13 protein-coding genes are annotated in these 24,250 nt (G+C 39.0%); 8 read left to right on the top strand and 5 right to left on the bottom strand.

Translation table 11 applies throughout. From position 1 onward, the window contains the following. Positions 1 to 74: 74 nt before the first annotated feature. The 7 genes from BXY64_RS13680 to BXY64_RS13650 all read left to right on the top strand — a co-directional run bounded on the left by BXY64_RS13680 (position 75) and on the right by BXY64_RS13650 (position 13,745). A complete protein-coding gene (locus BXY64_RS13680; protein ID WP_120240572.1) occupies positions 75 to 1,604 on the top strand; it encodes a RagB/SusD family nutrient uptake outer membrane protein in 1,530 nt (509 codons plus the stop codon). Positions 1,605 to 2,017: 413 nt separating this feature from the next. Beyond that, positions 2,018 to 3,844, top strand: coding sequence for a surface glycan-binding family protein (locus BXY64_RS13675; protein ID WP_120240571.1), 1,827 nt, complete (start codon positions 2,018 to 2,020; stop codon positions 3,842 to 3,844). Positions 3,845 to 3,855: 11 nt separating this feature from the next. Beyond that, complete coding sequence (locus tag BXY64_RS13670; RefSeq protein WP_120240570.1) at positions 3,856 to 4,527, top strand: choice-of-anchor J domain-containing protein; 672 nt, start codon at positions 3,856 to 3,858, stop codon at positions 4,525 to 4,527. Between the two features lie 33 nt (positions 4,528 to 4,560). Then, entirely contained in the window at positions 4,561 to 7,704 is a 3,144-nt protein-coding gene (locus tag BXY64_RS13665; RefSeq protein WP_120240569.1) for a SusC/RagA family TonB-linked outer membrane protein, read from the top strand. A gap of 70 nt (positions 7,705 to 7,774) precedes the next feature. Continuing rightward, a complete protein-coding gene (locus BXY64_RS13660; protein ID WP_120240568.1) occupies positions 7,775 to 9,364 on the top strand; it encodes a RagB/SusD family nutrient uptake outer membrane protein in 1,590 nt (529 codons plus the stop codon). Positions 9,365 to 9,423: 59 nt separating this feature from the next. After that, positions 9,424 to 10,683: a glycoside hydrolase family 88 protein gene (locus BXY64_RS13655; protein ID WP_211334502.1), complete on the top strand. Its 1,260-nt coding sequence runs from the start codon at positions 9,424 to 9,426 to the stop codon at positions 10,681 to 10,683. A 203-nt stretch (positions 10,684 to 10,886) separates the two neighbouring features. Beyond that, positions 10,887 to 13,745, top strand: a complete 2,859-nt coding sequence (locus BXY64_RS13650; protein WP_120240566.1) for a ligand-binding sensor domain-containing protein — start codon at positions 10,887 to 10,889, stop codon at positions 13,743 to 13,745. Positions 13,746 to 13,995: 250 nt separating this feature from the next. Here BXY64_RS13650 and BXY64_RS13645 read toward each other — a convergent pair whose 3' ends face one another. Continuing rightward, the gene (locus BXY64_RS13645) at positions 13,996 to 16,281 is read right to left on the bottom strand and encodes an outer membrane beta-barrel family protein (RefSeq protein ID WP_170150664.1); all 2,286 of its coding nucleotides are present in this window, start codon (positions 16,279 to 16,281) and stop codon (positions 13,996 to 13,998) included. 102 nt (positions 16,282 to 16,383) lie between these two features. Between BXY64_RS13645 and BXY64_RS21370 the strand changes: the two genes are divergently transcribed. After that, positions 16,384 to 16,539, top strand: a complete 156-nt coding sequence (locus tag BXY64_RS21370) for a hypothetical protein (protein WP_170150663.1) — start codon at positions 16,384 to 16,386, stop codon at positions 16,537 to 16,539. A 574-nt stretch (positions 16,540 to 17,113) separates the two neighbouring features. Here BXY64_RS21370 and BXY64_RS13640 read toward each other — a convergent pair. The 4 genes from BXY64_RS13640 to BXY64_RS13625 form a co-directional block, all read right to left on the bottom strand. Further along, entirely contained in the window at positions 17,114 to 17,965 is an 852-nt protein-coding gene (locus tag BXY64_RS13640) for a DUF1961 family protein (protein ID WP_120240564.1), read from the bottom strand. 305 nt (positions 17,966 to 18,270) lie between these two features. Further along, positions 18,271 to 19,770: a sulfatase family protein gene (locus BXY64_RS13635; RefSeq protein WP_120240563.1), complete on the bottom strand. Its 1,500-nt coding sequence runs from the start codon at positions 19,768 to 19,770 to the stop codon at positions 18,271 to 18,273. A 3-nt stretch (positions 19,771 to 19,773) separates the two neighbouring features. Continuing rightward, positions 19,774 to 22,860 carry a chondroitinase family polysaccharide lyase gene (locus BXY64_RS13630; protein WP_120240562.1) on the bottom strand — a complete coding sequence of 1,029 codons (3,087 nt, stop codon included), beginning with the start codon at positions 22,858 to 22,860 and terminating at the stop codon, positions 19,774 to 19,776. Between the two features lie 162 nt (positions 22,861 to 23,022). After that, complete coding sequence (locus BXY64_RS13625; RefSeq protein WP_120240561.1) at positions 23,023 to 24,246, bottom strand: glycoside hydrolase family 88 protein; 1,224 nt, start codon at positions 24,244 to 24,246, stop codon at positions 23,023 to 23,025. Positions 24,247 to 24,250: the final 4 nt, after the last annotated feature.

Genomic DNA, 24,250 nt, shown 5'->3' with positions numbered 1-24,250 from the left:
AGTTGAATATGGAAAATGCTTGCTCAATTTTCCTTTAGGCTTCCATTTGGCAATTGAAGATAAATGATAATCAAATGAAAAGATTTATAAATAAATTAAATATTGGCTTTGGCTTGGTAATTAGCTTGGGCCTGTTGGGGGGCTGTAATTTTCTGGAGGAAGAGGATGCATACCTTTTAAGTCCGGACAACTATTTTTCCACACAGCAGGAACTAGATGCTGCAATTTACCCTATTTACACCTACATCTATAAGGATAACAGTCGCTTGAGTGGTTTAAGTGGAAGAGGCTGGGGATTGAATTGTGGTGCTGATGATATTACTTCAACGCGAGGCTTGAACAAGCAAAGACTGCTTGAATTCGATGATTTCGAAGTTTCTACCGAGAACAATGATCTGGAAATGGTTTGGAAGGCTTTGTACCGAGGAATTGGTGCTGCCAACAATGTACTGAATAATCTGGATAGAATTCAGGAGATTCCAATGTCAGATGAGTTAAAAGAGGATCGTATTGCCGAAGTTCGATTTATGAGAGCTTTTGCCTATTTCAACCTGGTGCGTTACTGGGGTGAAGTGCCAATTGTAAAAGAGTTAATGAATGGCGGCGATGCACAAAATGTAACAAAATCGTCTGTTGAAGAGGTGTATGAGTTTATTTTGGCTGATGCTTTGGAAGCAGAAAAGACATTGCCAGCAACGCAGGCTGAAAAAGGACGTCCTACCTTGGGAGCTGTAAAGACTCTGATTTCCTATGTATATCTTCACATGGCAGGTTGGCCGTTGGAGAAAGGTGCTGAATACTACCAAAAGGCTGCTGTTAAGGCAAAAGAGGTGATTGACGCAGGAAATTACCAATTGGAAAATAATTTTTCTACCCTTTGGACTTATGAAGATCGACTTTCTGAAAGTGAACACATTTTTGCGTTTTATACTGATTTTGCTTCAAATCGAAACTATGGTAGTTTTGGAAACAAGGCTTTCCGTGGTAAGGATGAAGGCGGTTGGAGAGAAGTTCTTGTAGAAAAAGAGTTTGCTCGTAACTATCCTAATGATAACCGTAAGGAATGGACCATTTATGAAACCATTAAATATGACAAGAAGGGGAACCTGATGCCTGAGTCTAAATGGTTCTCGTGGGAGAACTCTGTGGAAGCACACCCTTTCATTGCTAAATTCAGAGATATTGGTGGTGCTACCTGGAAAGAAGCTACTTCGAACTGTTTGTTCCCGATTTTCCGTTATGCTGATGTATTATTAATTTATGCTGAAGCAGCCAACCTGGCAGAAGGATCTCCATCGGCTGAAGCTTATGCAGCTTTGTGGGAGGTTCAGGATCGTGCTTACCTGGGAAGTGAAGTAGAAAGTCAAAAGCTAGCTGCCGGTGCTGGCAAAGAAGAGTTCGATGCAGTGGTACTTCAGGAACGTGCCTGGGAGTTTGCGTTCGAAATGAAGCGTTGGCACGATTTGGTTCGTCGTAAAATGGTTAAAGAGGCAAATATGAATCATGCCGATGAGCGCAGTGATTTTGATCCGTCAACCATTACAGAGGATAAATACCTGTTCCCGATTCCGGCAAGGGATATTCTGATTAATCCTGATTTATAATATAAGAAAGTCGGTGCGCTAAGTGCCGACTTTTTATTTTCTATTCCCATTTCCAATACAGTTTGGAGATGGGATTCTTTTGTTTCCTGATTATGGTTTCGTGCAACAGGTGAAACCAACTGCTTAGAGCATTTCCTTCCTGCTTGTAATGATTCTTTTTTATAGTGCTCTGTCTATAAAAAGTTTGAGAAGATTTTAACTTTGATATTTTTGCATCCAAAATTATTCATATATGGGTGAAAAACGTGTGGTTAGTTGGATTATCGTACTTGAAAGGTGGTAGTTGAATGATATTGGACATGTTTTGAATAAAAATGTCACATTGTCCTTTACCAGCAAAGATACATTTACGCAGTCGTTTTCGGAACGATGTTGAAAATCTAATACTAATCTAATATCAAAACGTTAATTCAATGAATTATTCAAACGATTGTAAAAACAAATGGCGTTTTGGATCCAAATGGTTGGCAGTGGCATTGGCCTTGCTTTCAGTAATTGCATATTCTTGCGATGATGACAGTGAATCTGCAGAAGACGTTTTGGCTCCAAGTGGTTTACGTTATGCTTCAGTTACCGAAGTATATGAAGGAAAGGCAATGGAAACTGCACAACCTGTAGTTTTTTCAGATTCTCAACCAATTTTTGAAATTGTGGAAGGTACTGCCGAAGATGGTGGTATTTATGTGGAGGATGTATTTACCATTAAGGATTCAACTGGGGTAATTAGCTTAGCTATGGACAACGAGTTGGTAGCTGGTTTATACAAATTGAATGTGAAGGTAAGCAACAAAGTTGGTGAGAAAGTTTTTCCTGAAGCTGTTGAGTTCAGAATTCTTCCAAGTGCAATTGAGGGATTACAATATGCACCATATGTGCAAACCATTGTTCGTGGAGCTGAAGGTCAGAAAACAAGCAAGCCTTTATTTAAAGGAAGTCAACCTGCTACTTTTTCATTAGAAGGAGAAAGTGATTTTGCTATTAATGCTGAAACCGGTGAGATTTCATTGGCTTTGGATTCAGATATTGAAGCTGGAAACTATAAGCTGTCGGTGAATGTGTCAAATGCTGCAGGTGAAGCTAAGTTTAAAGAAGTTGTTATGGTGAAAGTTGAAACCAAAGCATACAATTTGGTTTACTCACCTCAAGAGTATTTGGATGTTCAGCAATTGCAGGCAAAGCAAAGTGCTCAACCTACTGTCGAGGGAACAGGTCCGTTTACCTTCTCTTTGAAAGATGATTTTGGAACATTTACTATTGATGAAAATACAGGAGTAATTTCATTGCCTGAAAATCATCCATTGGATATTAATACCTACAATCTTACTGTAGTGGCTACTAATGCTCACGGAAGTGCAGAGTTTGCAAATGCAGCTTCTTTCCAGATTGTGGAAATCAAAGCAGTATTGCCTTCTGACCTACAATATTCAAAGTCAGCATATGTGGTTAACGAATCTTTCGCATTCCAGTCAGTACAGCCAACAGTGGTAGGGACAACACCTATTACTTATGCACTTGTTGATGATAAAGGAGCATTTTCAATTGATCAGAACACTGGTGTGATTAGCCTTGCTGAAGGAAACAGTCTTGCAGTTGGAGAGTATACATTATCTGTGAAAGCTACGAACATTAAAGGTGAGGTTACTTTTACTGATGTAATTACTGTAACCATTCAGGTGCCAACTTTTGAGGTTGTATTTGAAGATGGTTGGGATGATGTTTCTCCTAAGGTTGGTGAAAAAGGATTAGGAAATATGACTACCGTTTCAATTGTAGGAGATCCTGTTCAGGCTAGTAATAATAAGTGGACTTATGGATGGGGTAATTGGACTGTTTTAGATCTTGATCAAGTAATTGGTTCGAGAGGAGCAATTATTATCCCTAAGAAATCAGAAAATGATGATTGGTTGCTAGCTGAGAATGTGGATTTAAGTAATTGTCTTAATTCAGAACTAACATTTGCTGGTTATTACAAGTATGGATTAGATGGACAGACTTTAAAATTGAAGGTGTCTGAAGATTTTACAGGTGATGTTACTACTGCTACTTGGGTAGAAGTTAGTTATGATGGTTTAGCAAATGGAAACTGTCAGGAAAGAATTGTTGATTTAAGTCAATTCGATGGTAAAGTAGTAACCATTGCTTTACATCATGAGACTCTTGCTTCTTCAGGAATCAATATTGATAGTGCAACTCGTAATCATTGCATATATAATTTCGAAGTAAAAGCATTGCGCAAATAATTCAGATTGACGTGAACATAGCATATAAAAATATCACAAGAAAGGTATCAGCAGTAATGCTGGTATCTCTTCTATTCTTTGGAGCGACTGCCATGGCAGGAGATAAAGCACCAAAGAATAAGAAAAAGGGAAAAGTAAGCATCTTTGAGGATGGCTGGCAAGAATTAAAAGCAGTAGAGGGTGAACACCAAACTGGTAATTTTACAGCCATTAGTGTAAAAGGAGAACCTGTTCAGTCCGATAATAAAAAGTGGACAAGTGGATGGGGAAACTGGAGTGTGAACGGTAAAGATGGAAACTCAAAGCGTGGTGTAATTATGGTTCCAAACCGATCGGTAAATGATGACTGGTTGGTGTCTGAGGAGATTGAGCTTGCCGATTGCAAAAAAGCAGATTTGGTGATAGAGGCTTATTCTAAGTATGGAACTGACAGTGCCAATGAACTGAAAGTATTGATTTCGGACAACTACAACGGAGATGTTGAAGCTGCACAGTGGGATGAGTTGTGGATGGAGAGTATTCACAAACAAAACCAGGCTGTGGAAAGAAAGATTAGTCTGAAAAAATACATGGGGAAAAGTGTTGTTATTGCTTTTCGTTCCATTCATAGTGGCAAATCCGTGAAGAATATGACAAGAACAACATTCTTGTCGAATGTTAAAGTTACAGCTATTCGCAAGTAGATTTAGCTGATTGAAGAATCTTAATTTGTAGAAATGAACTTCATTAATTCAAGAAATAGAATGAGAAATGTAGTACAATGCTTGTTGGTATTGGTGCTAACATTTACAAGCTCCCTGTCTTATGCGCAAGGGAAAAAAATTAGTGGGATTGTACTTGACGATACTGGACTGGAACTACCAGGTGTTAGTGTTCTGGAAAAGGGAACTGCCAATGGTACAGTAACATCAATTGATGGGAAATTTCAAATGTCTGTTGGTAAGAATGCAACCATTGTTGTTTCTTTTATTGGTTTTGCAACTCAGGAAATTACTGTTGGAAATCAAACGGATTTTAAAATTGAAATGGCTTCTGATGTTCAGCAATTGGAACAAGTAGTAGTTGTTGGATATGGAACCAAGAGTGTAAAGGATGTTACCGGATCAATCGTATCGGTTCGTCCTGATGAACTGGCAAAAGCTCCTGTAGCGAATTTCGACCAGGCATTGTCAGGTCGTATGGCAGGGGTACAGGTTACCAGTACCGATGGTCAGCCAGGTTCGGGAATGCAGATTGTTATTCGTGGTGCTAACTCGGTAACAGGAGATAATTCACCATTGTATGTGGTTGATGGAATTCCTATGGAGAGTTTTGATCCAGGTATGATTTCAACTCGCGATATTGAAAGCTATGATGTATTGAAAGATGCTTCTGCTTCAGCTATCTATGGTTCTCGTGGTGCCAATGGTGTAATCATCATTACAACAAAAGGTGGTAAGTCAGGCCCTTCAAAAGTAAGTGTTAATTCATCTGTAGGTGTACAGTGGATTCAGAAACGTTTGGATGTGATGAACCCTTATGACTTTGTTGTTCTTCAGCAGGAAGTTGCTAATGCCAAAGGTGGTGAGTCTATTGATAAATTTAAAGAACATTGGGTAGATCCTGAATTGTATCGAAATAAAAAAGGAACCAACTGGCAGGATGAAATTTTCCGTGAAGCAATCATGAAGAACCTCAATGTATCAATGAGTGGTGGTAACAGCAAAACAAAGCACTACGTTTCTTTTGATTTCCTTAACCAGCAGGGAACCATGATTGAAACTGGCTACGAAAAATACAACGGAAGATTAAAATTAGATCACAACTTAACTGACAAGATTAAGGTAGGTGTGAATATGAACTATTCTGTAATGAAGCAAACTGGTGATAAAGTTGCTGGTAACAACAGAGTAAGTATTTTGGCTGATGCGATTACTTTCCGTCCGGTAGAGCCTGTAAACGATGATGGCTTGCAGAATGGTATCGATTTGGAAGATCCAAATAACATGCGTTTCAATCCTGTTAAGACATTGAAAAATACCGATCGTCAGACTGACTGGAATGTTTTCCGTGCAAATGCTTATGCTGATTTTACGTTGGCAAAAGGTTTGAACTTAAAGCTTACAGGGGGATATGTATCTGACAACCGTCGTCAGGAATTGTTCTATGGACAAGAAACCCTGGAAGGATACAAAGGAGCCAATGGTATCAATGCTACGCTTACTGACAGAAGATACTACACTCTTTCTACTTCGAATGTATTGACTTATAAGACTAAAATTCAGGATCACAAATTCACTGGAATGTTAGGATATGAGTTCAGTTCAAGAGACAGTGATTGGTTTAGAGCAAAGAATACTCACATGCCTTTGGATAACCTGGGTGTTGATAATATTGGATTGGGTGAAGAACCAATCGTTCCTGAATCATATGCTGAGAAGTCAACTTTATTGTCATATTTCTCACGTGTTGATTACTCGTTCCGTGAAAAATACTTGTTGACTGCTTCATTCCGTATGGATGGATCTTCGAAGTTTTTAGGAAAGAACAAGTGGGGATACTTCCCATCATTCTCATTTGGTTGGAGAATGATTGAAGAGTCGTTTGTTAAAGACTTGAACCTGTTCTCGAATTTGAAATTTAGAGCTGGTTGGGGTGCTACGGGTAACAACAGAATCCCAACTTATTCAGCACACAGCCAGATGAATGCGGATACTGATAATGGTTACAACTTCGCAGGTCAGTATTCAAAAGGGATTTACATGACCAATCTTGCTGACAAGAACCTGAAGTGGGAAACTACTTACCAGTACAATGCAGGTTTGGATATGGGATTCTTCGACAACAGATTAAATGTGAATGTTGATGTGTACAAAAAGAATACTGTAGATCTATTATTAATGCGTTCAATGGCTCCTTCAACATCATTCAAAAGTGTTGTTTCCAACATCGGAGAGATTGAAAATAAAGGTCTGGAAGTTGCCATTACCTCAAGAAACATCGATACCGAGGATTTCAAATGGACAACCAACTTTAATATCTCTTTCAACCGAAACAAAACAGTTAAGTTGAATGATGGAGAGTCTTTCATGTTGACAAATCCTGAGTGGAACTACAAGTATACAGAATATCAGTATATCACTGAAGTTGGTAGCCCTGTGGGGCAGATTTACGGTTTGTTGTCTGATGGATTGTATCAGGTTGATGATTTCAACTATGTGAATGGTGAAGGATATGTATTAAAAGAAAATATTACAGATAACGGTGGAGCGGTTGTTCCAGGTTCTGTGAAATACAAGGATTTGAATAACGATAACACCATTGATGAGCGCGATAGAACTGTAATTGGTAATCCGGAACCTAAGCATTTCGGTGGTATCAATAACTCTTTCAAATATAAGAACTGGGATTTCTCATTCTTGTTCCAATGGTCTTATGGTAATGATATTTTAAATGCCAACAGAATTGTATTTGAAAGTCCTTCTATTAAAGAGAATCACAACTTTTATGCTTCTGTAGCGGATCGTTACACTCCTACAAACCCAACAAATGATATTCACATTATTCGTGGTGAGAAGGCTGTGTTAGGTTATGCTCCGGAAGGAAATAAAGTTTCTGATAGAGTAGTGGAAGATGGCTCTTACCTGAAATTGAAGACTGTTTCTTTGGGATACAACTTTAGCAAGAAACTATTGAAGAAAACTTGTTTCTCGAAAGCAAGAGTATATGCTTCTGCTCAAAACTTATGGACTTTAACCAACTATTCTGGTTATGATCCTGAGGTATCAGTAGGTAAGTATGGTGCTTTAACTCCAGGTCTGGACTACTCTGCTTATCCTGTAAGTTCAACAGTAACTTTTGGTGTTGACTTAACTTTTTAATTAAAAGCTTATGAACTGCCATTTCAAAGCAGAATCATTCTTTGAAATGGCATTTTAAAAAAATTAACAAATGCAAAGATCATTTTTAATCATATTCGCAGTTCTGTCTGTCCTTTTTACTTCTTGTGAATCGGAGTTAGACCAGACACCACTTTCAACAATAAGTCCTGATAATTTTTATCGCAATGAGGCGGATTGTAGATTAGCATTAAATGCTGTTTACAGTGATGTTGGAAACCGTTACACTTATGGAGAACAGTTGCCTATTCAATTTATGGTAGGAACAGACGAGGCTGTTTTCTCACGTTCTTATAACTCATGGACTGTAGGTTTGTATATTCACAATGCTTCTACTGTTGATTTAGAAAACACATGGAGAACCTTGTACAGAGGAATCAACAGTGCCAACTTGTTGTTGGAGAACTTGCCAGATGCAGAGTTTACTGAGGAAAGTAGAAAATTGAGATATGAAGCTGAAACTCGTTTCCTAAGAGCTTTCTTCTATTTCGACTTGGTTCGTTGGTGGGGTGGAGTTCCTTTGAGAACTGCTTCTGTTGGCGATGCGACTGCCAATGATATTGCACGTACTTCGGCTGAAGATATTTACGAGTTTATTATTACTGAACTGGAAGCTGTTGCGCCAAACTTGCCACTTCCTTCTGAGGAGATTGAATACGGAAGAGTTAGCAGAACTGCTGCTTGGGGATTGTTGGCAAGAGTGTATATGACAAAAGCTGGGGAGCCATTAAAGCACATGCCAGCAGAATCTTATGTCAAGGTGAATGAGTATTGCGACCTAATTATTAACAGTGGTGAGCACAATTTAATTGAGAACTATGAAGATATCTTCATGAACGAAATTAAAGGTGTTAATGATGATACCGAGGTTATTTTCGAAGTTCAGTTTGAGAACCAAAGAAGTGCAGGTATTCGTGAAGATGGTAAGCATGGTAACCTAAACGGAATCATGTGTCAGCAAAAAGATTCTCCATATGCTTATGCATTTACTTATGCAGGATTATCTTTAATTAATGCTTACGATCAGGATAATGATGAGCGTTACGACTGGAATGTTGCCAACTTTAAAGTGGATAAGAAAGGTGTTGTAAAGATTCAGAAAAACAGATACGAGTGGTTTCCAGGTAAGTTCCGTCGTATTCAAAAAGTGGACAATGCTGATGGATCATACAGCTGGTATGGTTTGGAACCTGGCGATTTGGATAAGAACTATACTGGAATTAATTTCCCAATTCTTCGTTACTCTGATATTCTATTGATGAAAGCTGAAGCTTTGAATGAGTTGGATAAAACTGCTGAAGCTGTTCCGTTTATGAATCAGGTTCGTAACCGTGCAGGATTAGGTAATGTGGAAGCTGATTTGGTAGCTACTGCTGCTGATTTCCATGAGGAGTTGATGACTGAAAGATTGAGAGAATTCTGTTTTGAAGGAATTCGTAAGCATGATTTAATTCGTTGGGGGGTGTTGGTTGAAAAATTGACAGAACTGAAAACAGAAATGGAAGCTGCTAATGTTGCTTCTTCGAGAGAGTGGTTGTACCGTTCATCGATTAATGTTGCTGAGAAGCACTATTTAATGCCAATTCCTTTGAAGGAAATGAACGAGAACAAGTTGATGGAACAAAATCCATTGTGGAAATAAAGATAAATTGAGCAGGGAGCTTCTCCCTGTTCTTTTACCAAGCTGTTTAAAAGAAAATAATGTTGCAAAAGATTATACTTTTTATCGCATTAGGATTACTGGTGGGGGTAAACTCCTCTTGCATGCAATCTGCTTCTTCAAAAGGAAAAGATACCAGCAAACAGGAAATGTCGCCAATTTTCCAGGAAGAGCTTAATGTGAACATAGAGCAGGAGATGAAATTTTGCGAAGGACAGTTGAAGAAATCGGTGGCTTTGCATACCGACTTTGAAACACATCCTCGCTTAATTGAGAGTGGAGAAGAGCATTGGAAAATGCCTGAAAATGGAGTCCTTGTTTGGACAGTTGGCTTTTATCCCGGCATTCTTTGGCAGATGTACGATGTAACCAAAAATGAGTACTGGAAAGAGGAGGCTCTGAAGAGAACTTTGCCTTTGGAACCGTATAAATACAACAAGGAACACCACGATGTTGGCTTTATGATGTATTGCTCTTACGGACAGGCTTATCGATTGACCGGAAAGAAAGAATACCGTGATGTATTGATAGAATCTGCAAACTCATTAATTACCAGGTACAATTCTAAGGTAGGAACCATTAAGTCATGGTCGAATGAGCTGCATCCACAATGGAAGCAACACATTACTATTATTGATAACATGCTGAATTTGGAGCTTTTGTTTTGGGCATCGAAAGAGACTGGGAATTCTGTTTACAGAGATATTGCGGTAAAGCATGCTGAGACTACCATGAAGCACCATTTTAGAAATGATTACAGTTGTTATCATGTGGTAGAGTACGATGAAAATACGGGAGCTGTTCGAAATAAAAACACTTCTCAAGGCTATGCTGACGAAAGTGTTTGGGCAAGAGGACAGGCTTGGGCCGTTTATGGTTACACCATGGTTTATCGTGAAACCAAAGATCCTAAGTTTTTAGACTTTGCCATGAAGATGTCAGAACGATTTATTGCTGGTTTACCAGAAGATCATATTCCTTACTGGGATTTTGATTTGACAGGTAAAAAAGGTGAACCACGTGATGCATCGGCTGCTGCTATTGCAGCTTCAGGTATGGTGGAACTTAGTTCATTGCTTACCAAACCGGAATTGAAAGAACGCTATTGCAAGGCTGCTGATGCCATTTTGAACTCTTTGGCATCACCAAACTATTCTGCAAAAGGTGTGAACGATGCTTTCCTATTGCATAGTACAGGAGCAAAACCACAGCGCCATGAAATTGATGTGGCCCTGGTTTATGCTGACTACTATTACCTGGAAGCATTAAGAAGAAGAAAAGCATTGACTATTGAGATGTAGGTACGATGGTACAAATATGAAATTATTATGAAATAAATGTGTGACACCTTCAGGTTGAATACATTCATTTGGTACAAAGCTCTCTTAGGTATTTTACTTTAGAGAGCTTTTTTTTTATAATAATAATGGTTTTGATTCTTTGTCAGAGATTGAAATATTATTTTTAGGCTGTTCTTAAATATAGTAATCGTTTAAATAGAGGAATGACATTGATAAAGTACATATTGGCTTTGGTTTTTGCTTGTTTGCTGTTTATGCATACAAATGCAAAGGGTAAGGAGATTCGTTTTCAAAAGTTTACCACTTCTGATGGTTTGCATTCGAACGTTGTGTACTCCATACTGCAAGATTCAAAAGGATTGATATGGCTGGGAACCAAAGAAGGCTTGAATCGTTGCGATGGTTATCAAATTGTCAATTACCCCTTACCTCAGGTTCCTTTTGCCAGAATTGCCGATCAAAGAATCAATGCTCTCATAGAGGATAAGGATCAGAATATTTGGATGGCTACTCAAATTGGGGTGGTTTTTCTGAACCGGGAAACGGGGAAGATGAAATACTATCTGATGCCCTATAAAGTTAATAAAGCACAAAGCCTTTATGTGAATGATTTGGCCGTTTCAGGAAGCGATGAAATATGGGCTGGTACACGTAATGGATTGTTTAAATTCAATAGAGAACAAGATCAGTTTGAACAATATAAGCACTTTCCCTTTAATAGTGAAACTGTAAGTTACTCGAAAGGAGAGCGCTTAATTAATGAGTTGTGTTTCGATAAGAATGGGCACCTGTGGATTGGTACGGCAGGAAATGGAATTACGGTTTTAGATATAAAGAAGAAAAAGAAACAGCACTTTCGTCGATCCAGAAAAAGAAAAGAGGGGGAGCTGATTTCTAACTATGTAGAGGATTTGTTTAAGGATAGAGAAGGCAACATGTGGATTGCTACAGCGGGAGGTTTGAACCTGTTTCAGGACGAAGATGAGAGTTTTGTTACTTATCGTCATTCGGAAGGAAATAAGTATTGCTTGTCTGACAACTACATCACTGCCATTAATAATGATGAAAAAGGAAACCTTTGGATAGGAACCAAAAAGGGATTGAATTTTTTTGATCGTAAGGAAGAAAGATTCTACAATTACCAGCATCACCCCCTGTTGAAAGAGAGTATCTCAAGCAATAACATTCTAGCAGTTATGAGTGAGAAATCTGGAAGTTTTTGGGTGGGAACCATGCAGGGAATCAATCACTTTTCTCCTAACAACCTGCCTTTCGAATTGTATCAGAATATTCCAAAAAATAAATATTCCTTACCCGACAATACCTTACGTACAGTAGTTTCAGATAAATTGGGTAATGTTTGGGTTGGCATGATGAGGGATGGCATAAGCCACTTTGATCCGCTTAAAAAAGAGTTTAAGACAGCCAAAGTAAGCGAAGCTACCAAGAGGAAGAAAAAACATAAGACGGTTAGAACGGCTTATGTAGATGGCAAAGGGCAGGTGTTCTTTGGTACCGATGCAGGAGTGTTAAAATACAACGCAAGGAGTAAGGTATTTGAAAACTTTACGGCAAAGGGAAAACTGATTTTCCAGAAGAGTGTATTTGAGATCCTGGAAGATGATGAAGGGAACTACTGGTTTTCCGAACTGGATAAGGGAATCTGGAAATGGAATCCCCAAAAGGGAAACGTAGAACTTCTGAACAAGGAGAAAAATGATCTGACAAATCAAAATGTAAAAGTGATCTCGCAAGTGACCAATGGTGACATCTGGGTGTCATGCCATATGGGAGGTCTCTGTCGATTAAAAAGAGGAGAGAGCAGGTTTCAGAGCTATAGAGCATCAAATCAAAAAGGAAGTTTGTCGAGCAACAGGGTGTACGATATTTTTGAAGACAGCAAAGGAAGCTTGTGGATTGCTACCAGCAATGGACTCAACCTCTACAACGAAAAAGAAGACACCTTTACCAGCTTTGATGAGAAGGACGGACTACCCGGAAACGTAGTGTTGAGTATATTGGAGGATGAAAAGAACCGTTTGTGGCTTGGCACCAATAAAGGATTAAGCTGCTTTGATGTGGAGAAAAAGCAGTTTGCCAATTTTTATCAGGAAGATGGCTTACAAGGGAATATTTTTGAATACAAAGTGGCTTGCATTGATACTAGTGGACAAATGTATTTCGGAGGAAATAATGGATTAAACTCTTTCTATCCTTCACACTTTAAAATGAATTCCTTCATTCCGGAGGCTGAGTTTGTCTCTTATTCAAATTCAGGGGAATCAGGAGATGTGTTGCAGCAGAAAGTTGAATTGTATCATACCGATCAGAACTTAAGTGTTACGGTAGCTTCCATGTCTTATTGGGAACCTGAAAAAAACAGAATTCGCTATCGTATTTCCTCATTAGATACCACTTGGACACTTTTGCCTTTGGGAGAACACAAAATTGTAATTCCTGAACTGGCTATTGGTGAACATCAGCTTGAAGTATTGGTGTCCAACAATCATATGAATTGGAGCTCAACTCCTGCAGTCTTAATGATTGTTGTGAACAGGAACTGGAAACAATATTCATGGTTGCTTTATCTCTTAGTGCTTGCATCCGTTTTATCGGCAGGAGCTTTAGTGTATGCAAATCGTAGGAAGAAAGAAGAAAGAAAATCCATAAAAGCTAAGGTGGTTACAAAAAAGGCAGCTCCAGCAAGTAAAAAGAAGGAGTGGGAGGAAAGTATTAAGATACTTAATCAATTTATGGAGGAAGAAAAGCCTTATCTCGATAAACGATTGACCAAGTCACAATTGGCCATTCAGCTTTCCTGGAGTGAAGTACAGCTTTCAAATACCCTGCGTGATGGTTTACAAATCAGTTTTAACGATTTTATTAATACTTATCGGGTAAATGAGGTAAAGAGCCGTTTACAGGATCCCCAGAATAAGGATTACACTCTGCTGGCAATTGCCGAAGATTGTGGTTTCAACTCGAAAACTTCCTTTTACAGGATTTTTAAGAAGTTCACCGATTTAACTCCTAGTGAATACCTTGAAAAGCAGGAGAAGTAGCTTGTCTGGTATATTTTAAATATCTCCATAAAACTGGAAGAGGGAGTCCGGAATGATATTTCAGACTCCTGAATAGAATTAATTCTAGTATTACTGAGTCATTACAACTATGCTTCTAATGTCTCAGTAACTATGCTTACGATGACCTAATAATAATGCAAACACTGAAAAAACTCTAAGCCTACCCCAAGGCTGATTGGCTTATTGTTTTGTAAAGTCTATGTTTGTCTGTGTAGTTTAGTTGTTGCAATCAATTGGAATGATGCCATTTGTACACCAAGCCTACAATAAGTCTTCTGGTATCCATATACCTTGAACTTCGTGAAACAAACTGTATGTTTTCTGCTTCGTTCCATTGCTTTTTGCTATCAAGTAAATTCACTCCTTTTACCGATATCTTTAGTTTCTTTTTGAAGAAGTCGCGACTAAATGCCATGTCCAGATTATAAAGTTCTCCTTTCAGTCCGTTTGCTTGTAAGGTTTTGGAATTGTAGGTGTAGTTCACATGCATGTTTATTCTTCGGGGCAATTTAAATTGTCCGGTAAGCTTGTAGCTGTAGCTCCACAAGTGTTTTTTTGGCAGAGAAATGCCTTTTCCTGAGAACTTTTGATGGAAGATGGTGCCACTTCCGTTTATTCTGCACCATTTGGCAGGCAGGTAGTTAAAAGTATACTCATTACCGATCACATACTGCTTGGCCAAATTGTCGAAAGTTCTAAAAAGGGTATCGCCACTGGTATAGTATTCTTGCATGATTACATCTTCGACAAAGCGGTGAAAGATGGCAATTCCCACTTGAAACTTCTCTTTGTGCAAAGCATAATCCACGGAAACAGAATGTTCTTTTTCTGGCTTTAGATCAGGATTGCCAAAATAGATATTCAGTGGGTTGGCATCGTTTTTATAAGAGTTCAACTGGCCTGAACGTGGTAGTTTTTGGCTTTTCTTGTAAGAGATACTTATATCGCTATGTTCCCAATTTCTGCCTGCATGAAAGGTTGGTAAAAGGCTCAGGTAAGAGTTGTGTTGTTGATTCACAATTTCATTTTGAGCATTGTTGGTCGACCTGTCAACATATCGTAATCTCGATCCGGCTGTAACGAACCATTTGTCGGTTTTAAAATCAATAATCCCGTAAAGGGCAGAACTGCTGTTTTCGTATTGGTAATTGAATGTTTTAGAAGGAACCATGATCCAATCCTGCTCGCTGTGATTGTACTTTTCCTGAATAGAGTTCTGTGTTTGCTTTTCCAGGCTCCAATCAGCTCCTCCTTCCAGTTTCATATTCTCATTCAATTCTCTTTCGTAGTCCAGCTTGCCTTGAAACTTTTCAACCGATAAATTAATATCATCTTTTTTCTCTGCCGGAAAGGTATTGATCGGCTTCCCTTCAGGATCAAAATTCAAGCTGCTCATCAGCCTGTCTTCATACTGTTTTTGTTTGCGATAGCTGCTACTTACTTTTAAAGTCTGTTTGTCCCATTTGCCGATGTATTGTGCACGATACTGCTGGGTAAATTTATCCTTCTCAAATACTTGCTCTTGTTCGGTGTATTTGGTCAGAATTTGTTCTTCATTTAATAGCTCTTTAAAGATGTTGATTTCAGGATCTACCAGGTTGTTTTGCCACAGCCCATCTATTTTAAAAAGGTGTTTTTCCGATGGTCGGTAGTTGATCCCGGTTCTGGCTTGTTGGCTGTTGCTTTTTTGCCATTGGTCTCTGGTTTGCCTGATATAAGGAGAGTTTCCTGGCAAAAGATTTTGGCGCAACTGGTTGATGGTAGTATTGAATTCGTTGATGTTGGAGTTGGCCTGAAAGAATCCGCCCCAGTTATTGTGTTTTTTGTTGGTTGAGAAGTTCTCCTGGTGATTTCCAAAGTGATCAACTGAAGCTCTGAATTTACTTGAAGAGCGTGATTGTATGGGCGATTTGAGCTGAATGTTAATTACACTTCCATCGGCATCGTATTTTGCCGAGGGGTTCTGAATCACCTCAATCTTAGCAATAGAGGAGGGAGAGATCTGATCTAATTCCGATTGATCGTCAATTCTGACACCATCGATTAAGATGCTGGCTTGTCGTCCTCGAATACTGACAGCCTCTTCCATATCAACCGAAACAGATGGAATGGAACTTAGCAATTCAATGGCAGAGTTGGTTCCCCCTTCAGGTAATTTATCGGGATACAACACCCAATTTCCATTTTCCTTACCGATTGACTTTTTCTCGGCGGTTACAAATACTTCCTGTAGGTTGTGAGCCGATGGGGAGAGAGGAATAACACCCAGGTCTATGCTTTCAGTTGTTACATTCAGGAGCTTCTCGTAGGTCTCATATCCCAGATATTGGATAATGATTTTATAGGTACTGTTCTGTTGTACGGTAATGGAAAAGCTTCCCTCGTCATCGGTGAGGGTTCCACTCATGCCACTCTCCGAATTAATATTGGAAATGGCAACCTGTGTAAAAGGTAAGGATTGATTTAGTTTTGTATCGAAAACTTGTCCTTTAATGCTTAGGTCCTGAGCTTGCATATTTGCAGAGAACAGACAAACGAAAAAAAGGAATAGGAGGCTTGAACGCATACTTTAATTTTTCCTGAATTAATATTTTGAAAATTAGCTTAGCACGAATAAATGGAAATAGAATGTGTTTCAGGTGGATTTAGAGTGCTGGGAAGTGCCAAAAATGGGATTTGGGATAGAATGGAAGCTTTTTCAGGCTCAATTAGCAAGGATACTGTAACTCTTTTATTAGAAGTGGTAGGAATAGTAGTTTTTTTGTTTTCCTGAAATCAGAAACGATTAATAGTTTAGGTGCTATATAGAATACGTTGGGTAATTGAATTCTAGAAAACTTTATCATTTCTACAAATAAGTTCTAATTAGATTAGGTATTCTATCATATAGCTTATGATTGCTTATTTTTATTTGCTCAAGCCGCAAGGCTCTTCTTTTCCCATTGCTGGAAAAGAAGCAAAAGATCTAGGGCGTGTAAGCTCAAACTACTTATACTTGAAAACATTAAGTTCGGCAGGGTGATCTTCTCAATTCTTCGAAGCTTCCCCTTCTCTCTAAATGTTTTCTGCGTCTAATCAGCTTGACCTTCCAATGCCCGCAAAGCCCGCTCGAATTGAGCAGTTTATTGTAGATTACTTCACGATCTCTTTTTATCTCTAACATTTTCACTTTAAGTACTGCAAGTATTCCAAATACTTTAGTCACTCATAATATTTACCCACTATAAATCATACAGAGCCATAGTTTACTTATGCACTTTTCTTTTTAAAAAGTGATACAAGGTATGAGTGCAAAAAAATCCCCTTTGCCGTAAGGGAAAAGGGGAAGGTACTTATGTGCTAAATTTCTATTTTAGTTCAAAGATTTGGTAGTTGTCGTAGTAGCCTCTTGCAGGAACCATCAATCGAATAGCTGTTTGACCAGCTCCCAGGGCAGCATCCGATTCTTTATCATGATACTGGAAAACCAATTGACCATCTATCCTGAATTCAATCTGGTCTTTCCATTTAATAACCTTTATGTGATGTTTTCCGGTAAGGTTTTTAAGCGTTAGATCCGGTCCTTTTGTTACCAATCTTCTGCCGGGACATTTGCGCATATTGGCAGTAGCGCGTTTGGGAGCCAAAAAGGAAATTCGGTAATTGTAAATGTCACCCTTTGTATACTGAGCGGCTACACCACAGCGCTTCTTTAGGGAAGGATGGAATACATTTTCCCCTTTTGTACCTGTTGCTGAAAACATGATCATGTGCAATGGGTAGGGAATTGGACTCTGAAAATCGAATTCGATCACGTAGTTTTCAGGAGTAATGGTTTTGTTCCAGTAAACCAGGTGTCCACCTCTAAAGGTATTGCCTAATTTGTAGGAAGGATACATGTGCGGTTCTGTTTTTAAAGCAAGGCCATCTACGTAGTTCTGATACCATTTGTCCGTGCCTTCTTCAAAAACAATATCACCCTTTTTCATCTTCCGATTCACTTTTTTGTGATAACGGGAATAAAGCTCCAGACGACCTTTATTGATTTTGGCAATTCCCGGGCCTTCCATCACCCAATCCTCCAGTGATGATTTTTGATTGAAGTCACATTCGTATACCAATTTCTTCTCTTTTCCCTTCTCCAGAGATTCTTGAGCCACTACTTGAAGCGTAAGAAAAGTGAGAACTATGGTGAGAAGATATAGATGAATTTTGTTCATTACTTTAAAGTTTAGAAAAAGGGCCAGTAGTAAACATCCAGTAAATATGAAGCGATAATTTCAATGAAACAATTGGATGGCACTTTTACGCAAAGTGCAAATTTACTACTCAGCCCTTTTTTGAATCAAGATATGCTAAGTCTTATTCCAATTATAATACTAAATGAGCCTAAAAGAAATTAATAGATTTTCTTTTGTAGCGAAAACTAAAAAATTAAGACATAGCAAGGTTACGTTGTATTTTTTAGTACAGCTACAGAAGAAAAGATGTGATTTATTAGGCGCATTTGGTGTGATAATTGGTATTATAAATAGGAAACAAACGGATCGTTTGTGCGGATTAAGATTTCACGAAGCTTTTCGGTTAAATCTTGTTCCAGTTCCGTATTCTCTCCATAAATGTTTTCCATTTGATATGGATCGTTTACATCATCATACAAGAAGTGATGTTTCTCTCCTTTGTTATCATATGCGATCACATAGGTGTGGGTATGTGTTTTCACACCTCTGCGTTTTTCAGTATCGTCTTCTGGTTTGGCAAAGAAATACAAGGCCGCTTCCGGACGATCTACTTTCTCATTTCTGAAAATTCCTGAGTAGTCTTTTCCTTCCACTTCCGAAGGGATATCATCCGACATACCCATCAAACCAAGTAGGGTAGGCATCACATCAGGTACACTCATCAACAAATCATCGGTGCCAGGTTTAATCTTCTTAGGCCAACGAATAATGAATGGAATATCATAGGCTTCGCTAAACCAAATATTCTTGTGCATCATCCCTTGGCTTCCCAGCATTTCTCCGTGATCAGAAGTAAAGATGACAATGGTATTTTCGTCTAAACCTTGTTCTTTCAAGGTTTTCAAAATCTTTCCAATTTGTAGGTCTACTCCTTCACACATAGAGAAGTAATCAATGGATTGATCGATTCGTTTTTCAACGAACATATCTCCAAAACCTTTGTCTCCCATCTCTCTGTTGTCCGTATACTGTACGTTTGGTCGGTTCAGTACATCTTTCTCTGTTTTGCCTTCGAAACGCTCCTTGTACTTTTCAGGTACCAGGTTAAAAGGATGATGAGGAGGGTTGATGGCCCAGAACATGGCAAATGGCTTGTCATCATTTCTAAATTTGTCACCAGCATTTTCCAGGTACTTCTCTACAACTTCAGCTTCATGCTCAGGAGACCATTGCTTAAAGTACTGTGCCTGATCTTCACCTGCATCGTTGATCCAATAGTGAGGAGTCAAGTGGTTGTCATCAGCACCATAAGAATACCAGAAATTAAATCCGTGGCGGTGTTTGCCAGGTTTGCAATAGGAATCCCATACTTTGGCTTCTCCCTTTTTGGTTGCAGTAGGTCCGTCAAGGTGCCACTTACCTACATAGGCAGCATCGTAACCGTTGTTCGACAATACATCTGAAAAACAAACATCATCTGGTTTTAGGAAGTTTCCAAATTCTGTTCTACCCGAGTGGCAGTTCGACAATACACCATTCGACAATGGATACTTTCCTGTTAGCATCATACCTCGATATGGGCTACACAATGGATGGTTACTAACAGCATTGCTAAATACAACACCATCGTTTGCCAGCTTGTCGATATTTGGTGTTAACACAGGATCTTGCTTCATAAATCCCATGGCTTGCTTTCTGTATTGATCCGGGAAGATGAAAAGCAAGTTTGGTTTTTTTACTTTTCTGGTACAAGAACTTAGTAAGCCCTGTGGAATCAGGGTCATACCTGCAGTAATTGCGGCGGTATTACGTATAAAGTTTCTTCTTGAAATATCTTTAGCCATGATCTATTTTTTTTGTAGTTCAACTTCTCTGGTCAAGCCATGCTGACAGCTGAATTCCAATACCGTATGATTGTCTTCGTTGCTAATCAATGTACAGTATTTGTTGTTTGGAACAGACCAGTTTCCTTCAATGGTTATTCTCACTTTCGAAATCTTACTTTCGTTGTCTTTCCATTCGCGAGAATATATACTTCTTTCCTTTCTTTTATCATTTTCAATGACCACATCAGCAGGACCTTGATACAGGTGCAGATCAGGATCACAAAGGCTAAGTACTTTGGTATCTTTTTTATCTTTCAGCATTACCAATGCCGGAGCATCAACAGCTTTCACTCCAGAGATGTTGATTTGTTCATTTGCTTCGAACAGAACAAAGGCAGTTGTTTTGCTTGTATTTTCACGAACAACGTGTGCTTTGCTGTCCTTTTGAAGAACGGTGTAAGGAGCTTTAGCCTTTTTCTTCATTTGCTTGGCAAACTTCTGTAACTCTTTGTGTCCTCTTTGAACCAATATGGCATATTCATATGATTCTCCTTTTGGAGCTTTGCCGTGGCGAATCACTGCTGTCGCAAAGTTTCCTTGGTTTGGAGTTTCCTTCTTCTGATCTTTTGAATGTTGCAACTGCTTGCCTACTTCCACAGTATAGGCTGAAGGAATGTAAAAGCTGTTCCCAACATTGTCGGTTAATAGATTCGCTTTTTTGCTTTTACCTACATAAGCAAACGGAAATTTAGAAATCTCCTTGCCATTCATTTGAACTGCATCAGACTCTTGCTTCAAATAGTTTTGGAATAGGGTGGTTTCCGTTTCAAAATCGGCATTGATGTTTTCAATATCACTACCCAGGCAGATGATTTTCTCGTCGAAAAAGAAAACTGATTTTAAAGCACGGTGAGATCCATTGTATTTGTCGTGCTCATGCAGTTTCATTCCCCACGCACCATTCTTTCCTTCCAAAGAAATGGCTCCTGCAAATGCTTCATCAGACATAAGCATTTCCTCATAGCCAGTTACCTGATCAACATTAAGAATGTTGGCACGCAATTGTTCTATTGGCAAGTGAATGGCAGTGGTTCCGGCAAATCGGCCCCAGTCCCAACCATTTACGTTAAACCCGGCAGTGAATACACTTGGCTTATCGGTTCCGGCCAAAATTTGAACTTGCCCGTGTTTCATATAACGGCCATAGTAATTGGCGCCTATATAGTGCTCGGCTGCCCACAGGTAACGACTGTGTCCTTGTGCTGTAACCGACCAGTTGTCTCTGCGGTGAATTCCCAGAGCAGCATAGTTCATGGTCCAGTTACCATTAGGATCAGCTTCAGCTTGAATTCCGGCTTTTTGGAATTTCTTAACACTTCCGCTTGCTTTCTTACCTTCCATTAATCTTAGGTAAGCAGCAGCCATATCCTTGTCAATTTTCTTCTTTCCATCAGGAGTTCCTGACAGGGCCATCAACTCATAATGAGTAGCAGATAGTTTTCCTTTCCCATTAGGATGGCGTCCCGACATTGAAGTTGGCCAGGTTTCTTTGTTACAGAAAAGGCGTGTCTTTAACAATGATTCTTTTAAGATTCTATGCCCTTCTTCTGAAACATGAAATGGAGTTTTACTAAAATAGTAAACCATTCTTGTTGCGCCATCATATCCTCCGGTAGCATAGGCAGGGTAATTGTTGGCGTGGTGGAAAACCGAACCATCTACTTTGAAACTGTCTTTCAAACCAGGAGCAATTGCCAATCCGTTGTCGATCCATGCTACATATGCTTTCAAGTAGCGTACTTTCTCAGGAGAATCTTCCAGCATCAGGATACTTGCCAATCTTCCCATTACAGAAGTATTGAAAGCATCAATGCTCATGCCTTTACCATGGAAAGGAGCAAACACCTCCTTTACGCCAGAGTACCATTCCATTGCTTTTTGGGCCTGGTCTGCTCTTTTGGTTCTGATTAATGATTCTCGCATTAGGAAATAGGCTGAGTAGTACGTTCTCATGCTATATCCCAGATGATGAAGGGTTCCGTTGGCGCTACCTTCTGCCCAACCCTGGTCAATAATATGATCAGATAGATTGAAGAACAATTCCTCCAATTCGTTTTTATACTCACTATTGTCAGTTTGATTGTAGGCACAGGCAACATCAAACATCAGTTTTGTATATTTCTTAAAGCCTTTGTTATGCTTGTTGAAATAGTTTTTCCAATCCTTAGAGTAAGGGCGGTATATTTCCGAGAAGCGACAGAACCAGATGTTCTCTCCAGTGATTTGGTTCCCATTTCTGGAAATCTTGTATTTGGCATAGTCTTTTCTGATTTGCTTCATCAACTTGTCAGTAACTTTTACTTTTTTGATGACAGACTTACTATACCTTTTGTTGATCATCTGAATCCCTTTGATCTGTTTGTCAGTCAAAGATTCAAGTTTTTGGCTTGGATTATTTAAGCTCGACTTGTAAAGAACCAGCCAGTGGTTTTCAGTTTTTGCATTCACAAAAGGAACCTGGTAGTCTGGAGTATTCCATCTGCTGTCGGCAGGGGTACACAACATGATGTGATCGAAATACAAGCTGCCAGAAGTATTTTCAGGAGCGATGATTCTCATCTTGTTCATGCTGGTTACTGGAGTACCTTTCATGTCGCGTTCGAAAGCTACCCAGGCAGCTCTCCATCCTTTGTAGTTTAATCCGAATTCAAACTCGCAGTTTACAGTTTCATTAGTAGCAAACTGAACAGTGATTTTTTCATCTTTAGGAGTTTCATTGTAAACCCAAAAGCAGAAGGTTGGAATTGACTTATCAACCGCTTCAGGATTAAAGGGAGTAAAATTTATATTTTCATCCAATTCCAGAAAACCTTTGCGTTCCCATGTCCATTTTAAACTTTGCTTGCCATGCTTAAAATGACGTTCGCTAACTTGTAATTCTGATTTTGAATCAGCATTCCATTGAGAGTTTACTTGCTCTCCTTCGAAGGAGATGATTTCAGGCACAAAAAGATCCTGAGCTGATAACTTGGCACTAATTAGAACACAGGCTATTAATAAAGTCTGTCTTAAACAGTGAAGTAATTTGGTATATTTTTTTGTATGCATTGTAATATGTATTGGCTTTTGCTGTTGCAAGAAAAGAATACCTGACGGATGCAAGATAATGATTGAGCAGTAAAGTGTACCAAAATCATTATTTGATACTTTTCCATTACAATAAATAAAAGTAAAGCTTGTCCCCGCTAATAAGTCGGGGACAATTTGAATTTATTTGGCTGCTAGTTTTTCCAATTCTCTTTTTCTGCAAAGAGCTTCCAGGAAGTAATAATCAGCATAGTTTAAAGGAACATCAATTTCTGCCCCATGAGGGATACTACCTACACTGTGCATCAATAAAAAGTTGTTATTCTCGCCCAATTTAGCACGATAAGCAGGTGAAGAAAGATTTACAACAATTTCATCGGCCAATTGCTTGTATTTAGCTGATTTTTCAGGGCTATAAGTGCTTAACTCATACAATGCAGAAGCAATTACACTAGCAGCTGAAGCATCTCTTGGGGTATTTGGAATGTCCTTACAATCGAAATCCCAGTAAGGAACAAGATCCTTAGGCATTCTTGGGTGTGAGAAAAGGAAGTTGGCAATAGCTTCCGCTTGTTTCAAAAACTTTGGATCTTTGGTTTCACGGTAACAAAGAGTATATCCGTAGATAGCCCAACCTTGTCCACGTGACCATGCAGAATGATCAGCATAACCTTGTGCAGTTACTTTATTGCGTACTTGGCCTGTGATGGTATCGTAGTCGATCACATGATACGAGCTGTAATCTTCACGAAAATGGTGATCCATAGTTGTTTCAGCATGCTTAATAGCAATATCTCTAAAGCTATTGTCTCCACTTAGTTTTGTAGCTTCGAACAACAGTTCCAGGTTCATCATATTGTCAATAATCACTGGACATTGCCATCCTCTTTTGGCTTGCCATCCGCGGTGAACATTCCAAGACTGGATTGCTCCCACATTTGGACGATATCTGGTACTTAGTGATTTTGCTGCCTGAACAATGACATCTTTATATTCAGGTTTTTTGGTTAGTCTGTAACCATTACCATAGCTACAGTATACCATGAAACCTACATCGTGATGCCAGGTTAGATACTGAACGGTGTCTAATGTTTCAGTGACTTTCTCAGCTTCAGTTTTCCATTTGTTATCGCCAGTTAATTCATACAAATACCATAAAGAACCAGGGAAAAATCCACTTGTCCAAAGCTCAGGAGTGTTGTATCTGGTTGTTCCATCTTTATGAATGGTTCTCGGATTCAAGATTTCTCCTTTTGCATTCATATTCTCTATTTCACGACCAATTTGCTGAGTCGCGAATTCTACATTTTCCTCTACAATATTGTTAGAAGAATGTTTTGGACTATTGCATGACCAAAGAAAGGCCACACAAGTCAAAAGAATCGTAAATTGAAGATTTTGCTTCATTTTT

Source organism: Marinifilum flexuosum, from assembly GCF_003610555.1.
In the GTDB taxonomy this organism is placed as follows: Bacteria; Bacteroidota; Bacteroidia; order Bacteroidales; family Marinifilaceae; genus Marinifilum; species Marinifilum flexuosum.
This window is presented reverse-complemented; position numbering and strand designations above follow the sequence as displayed.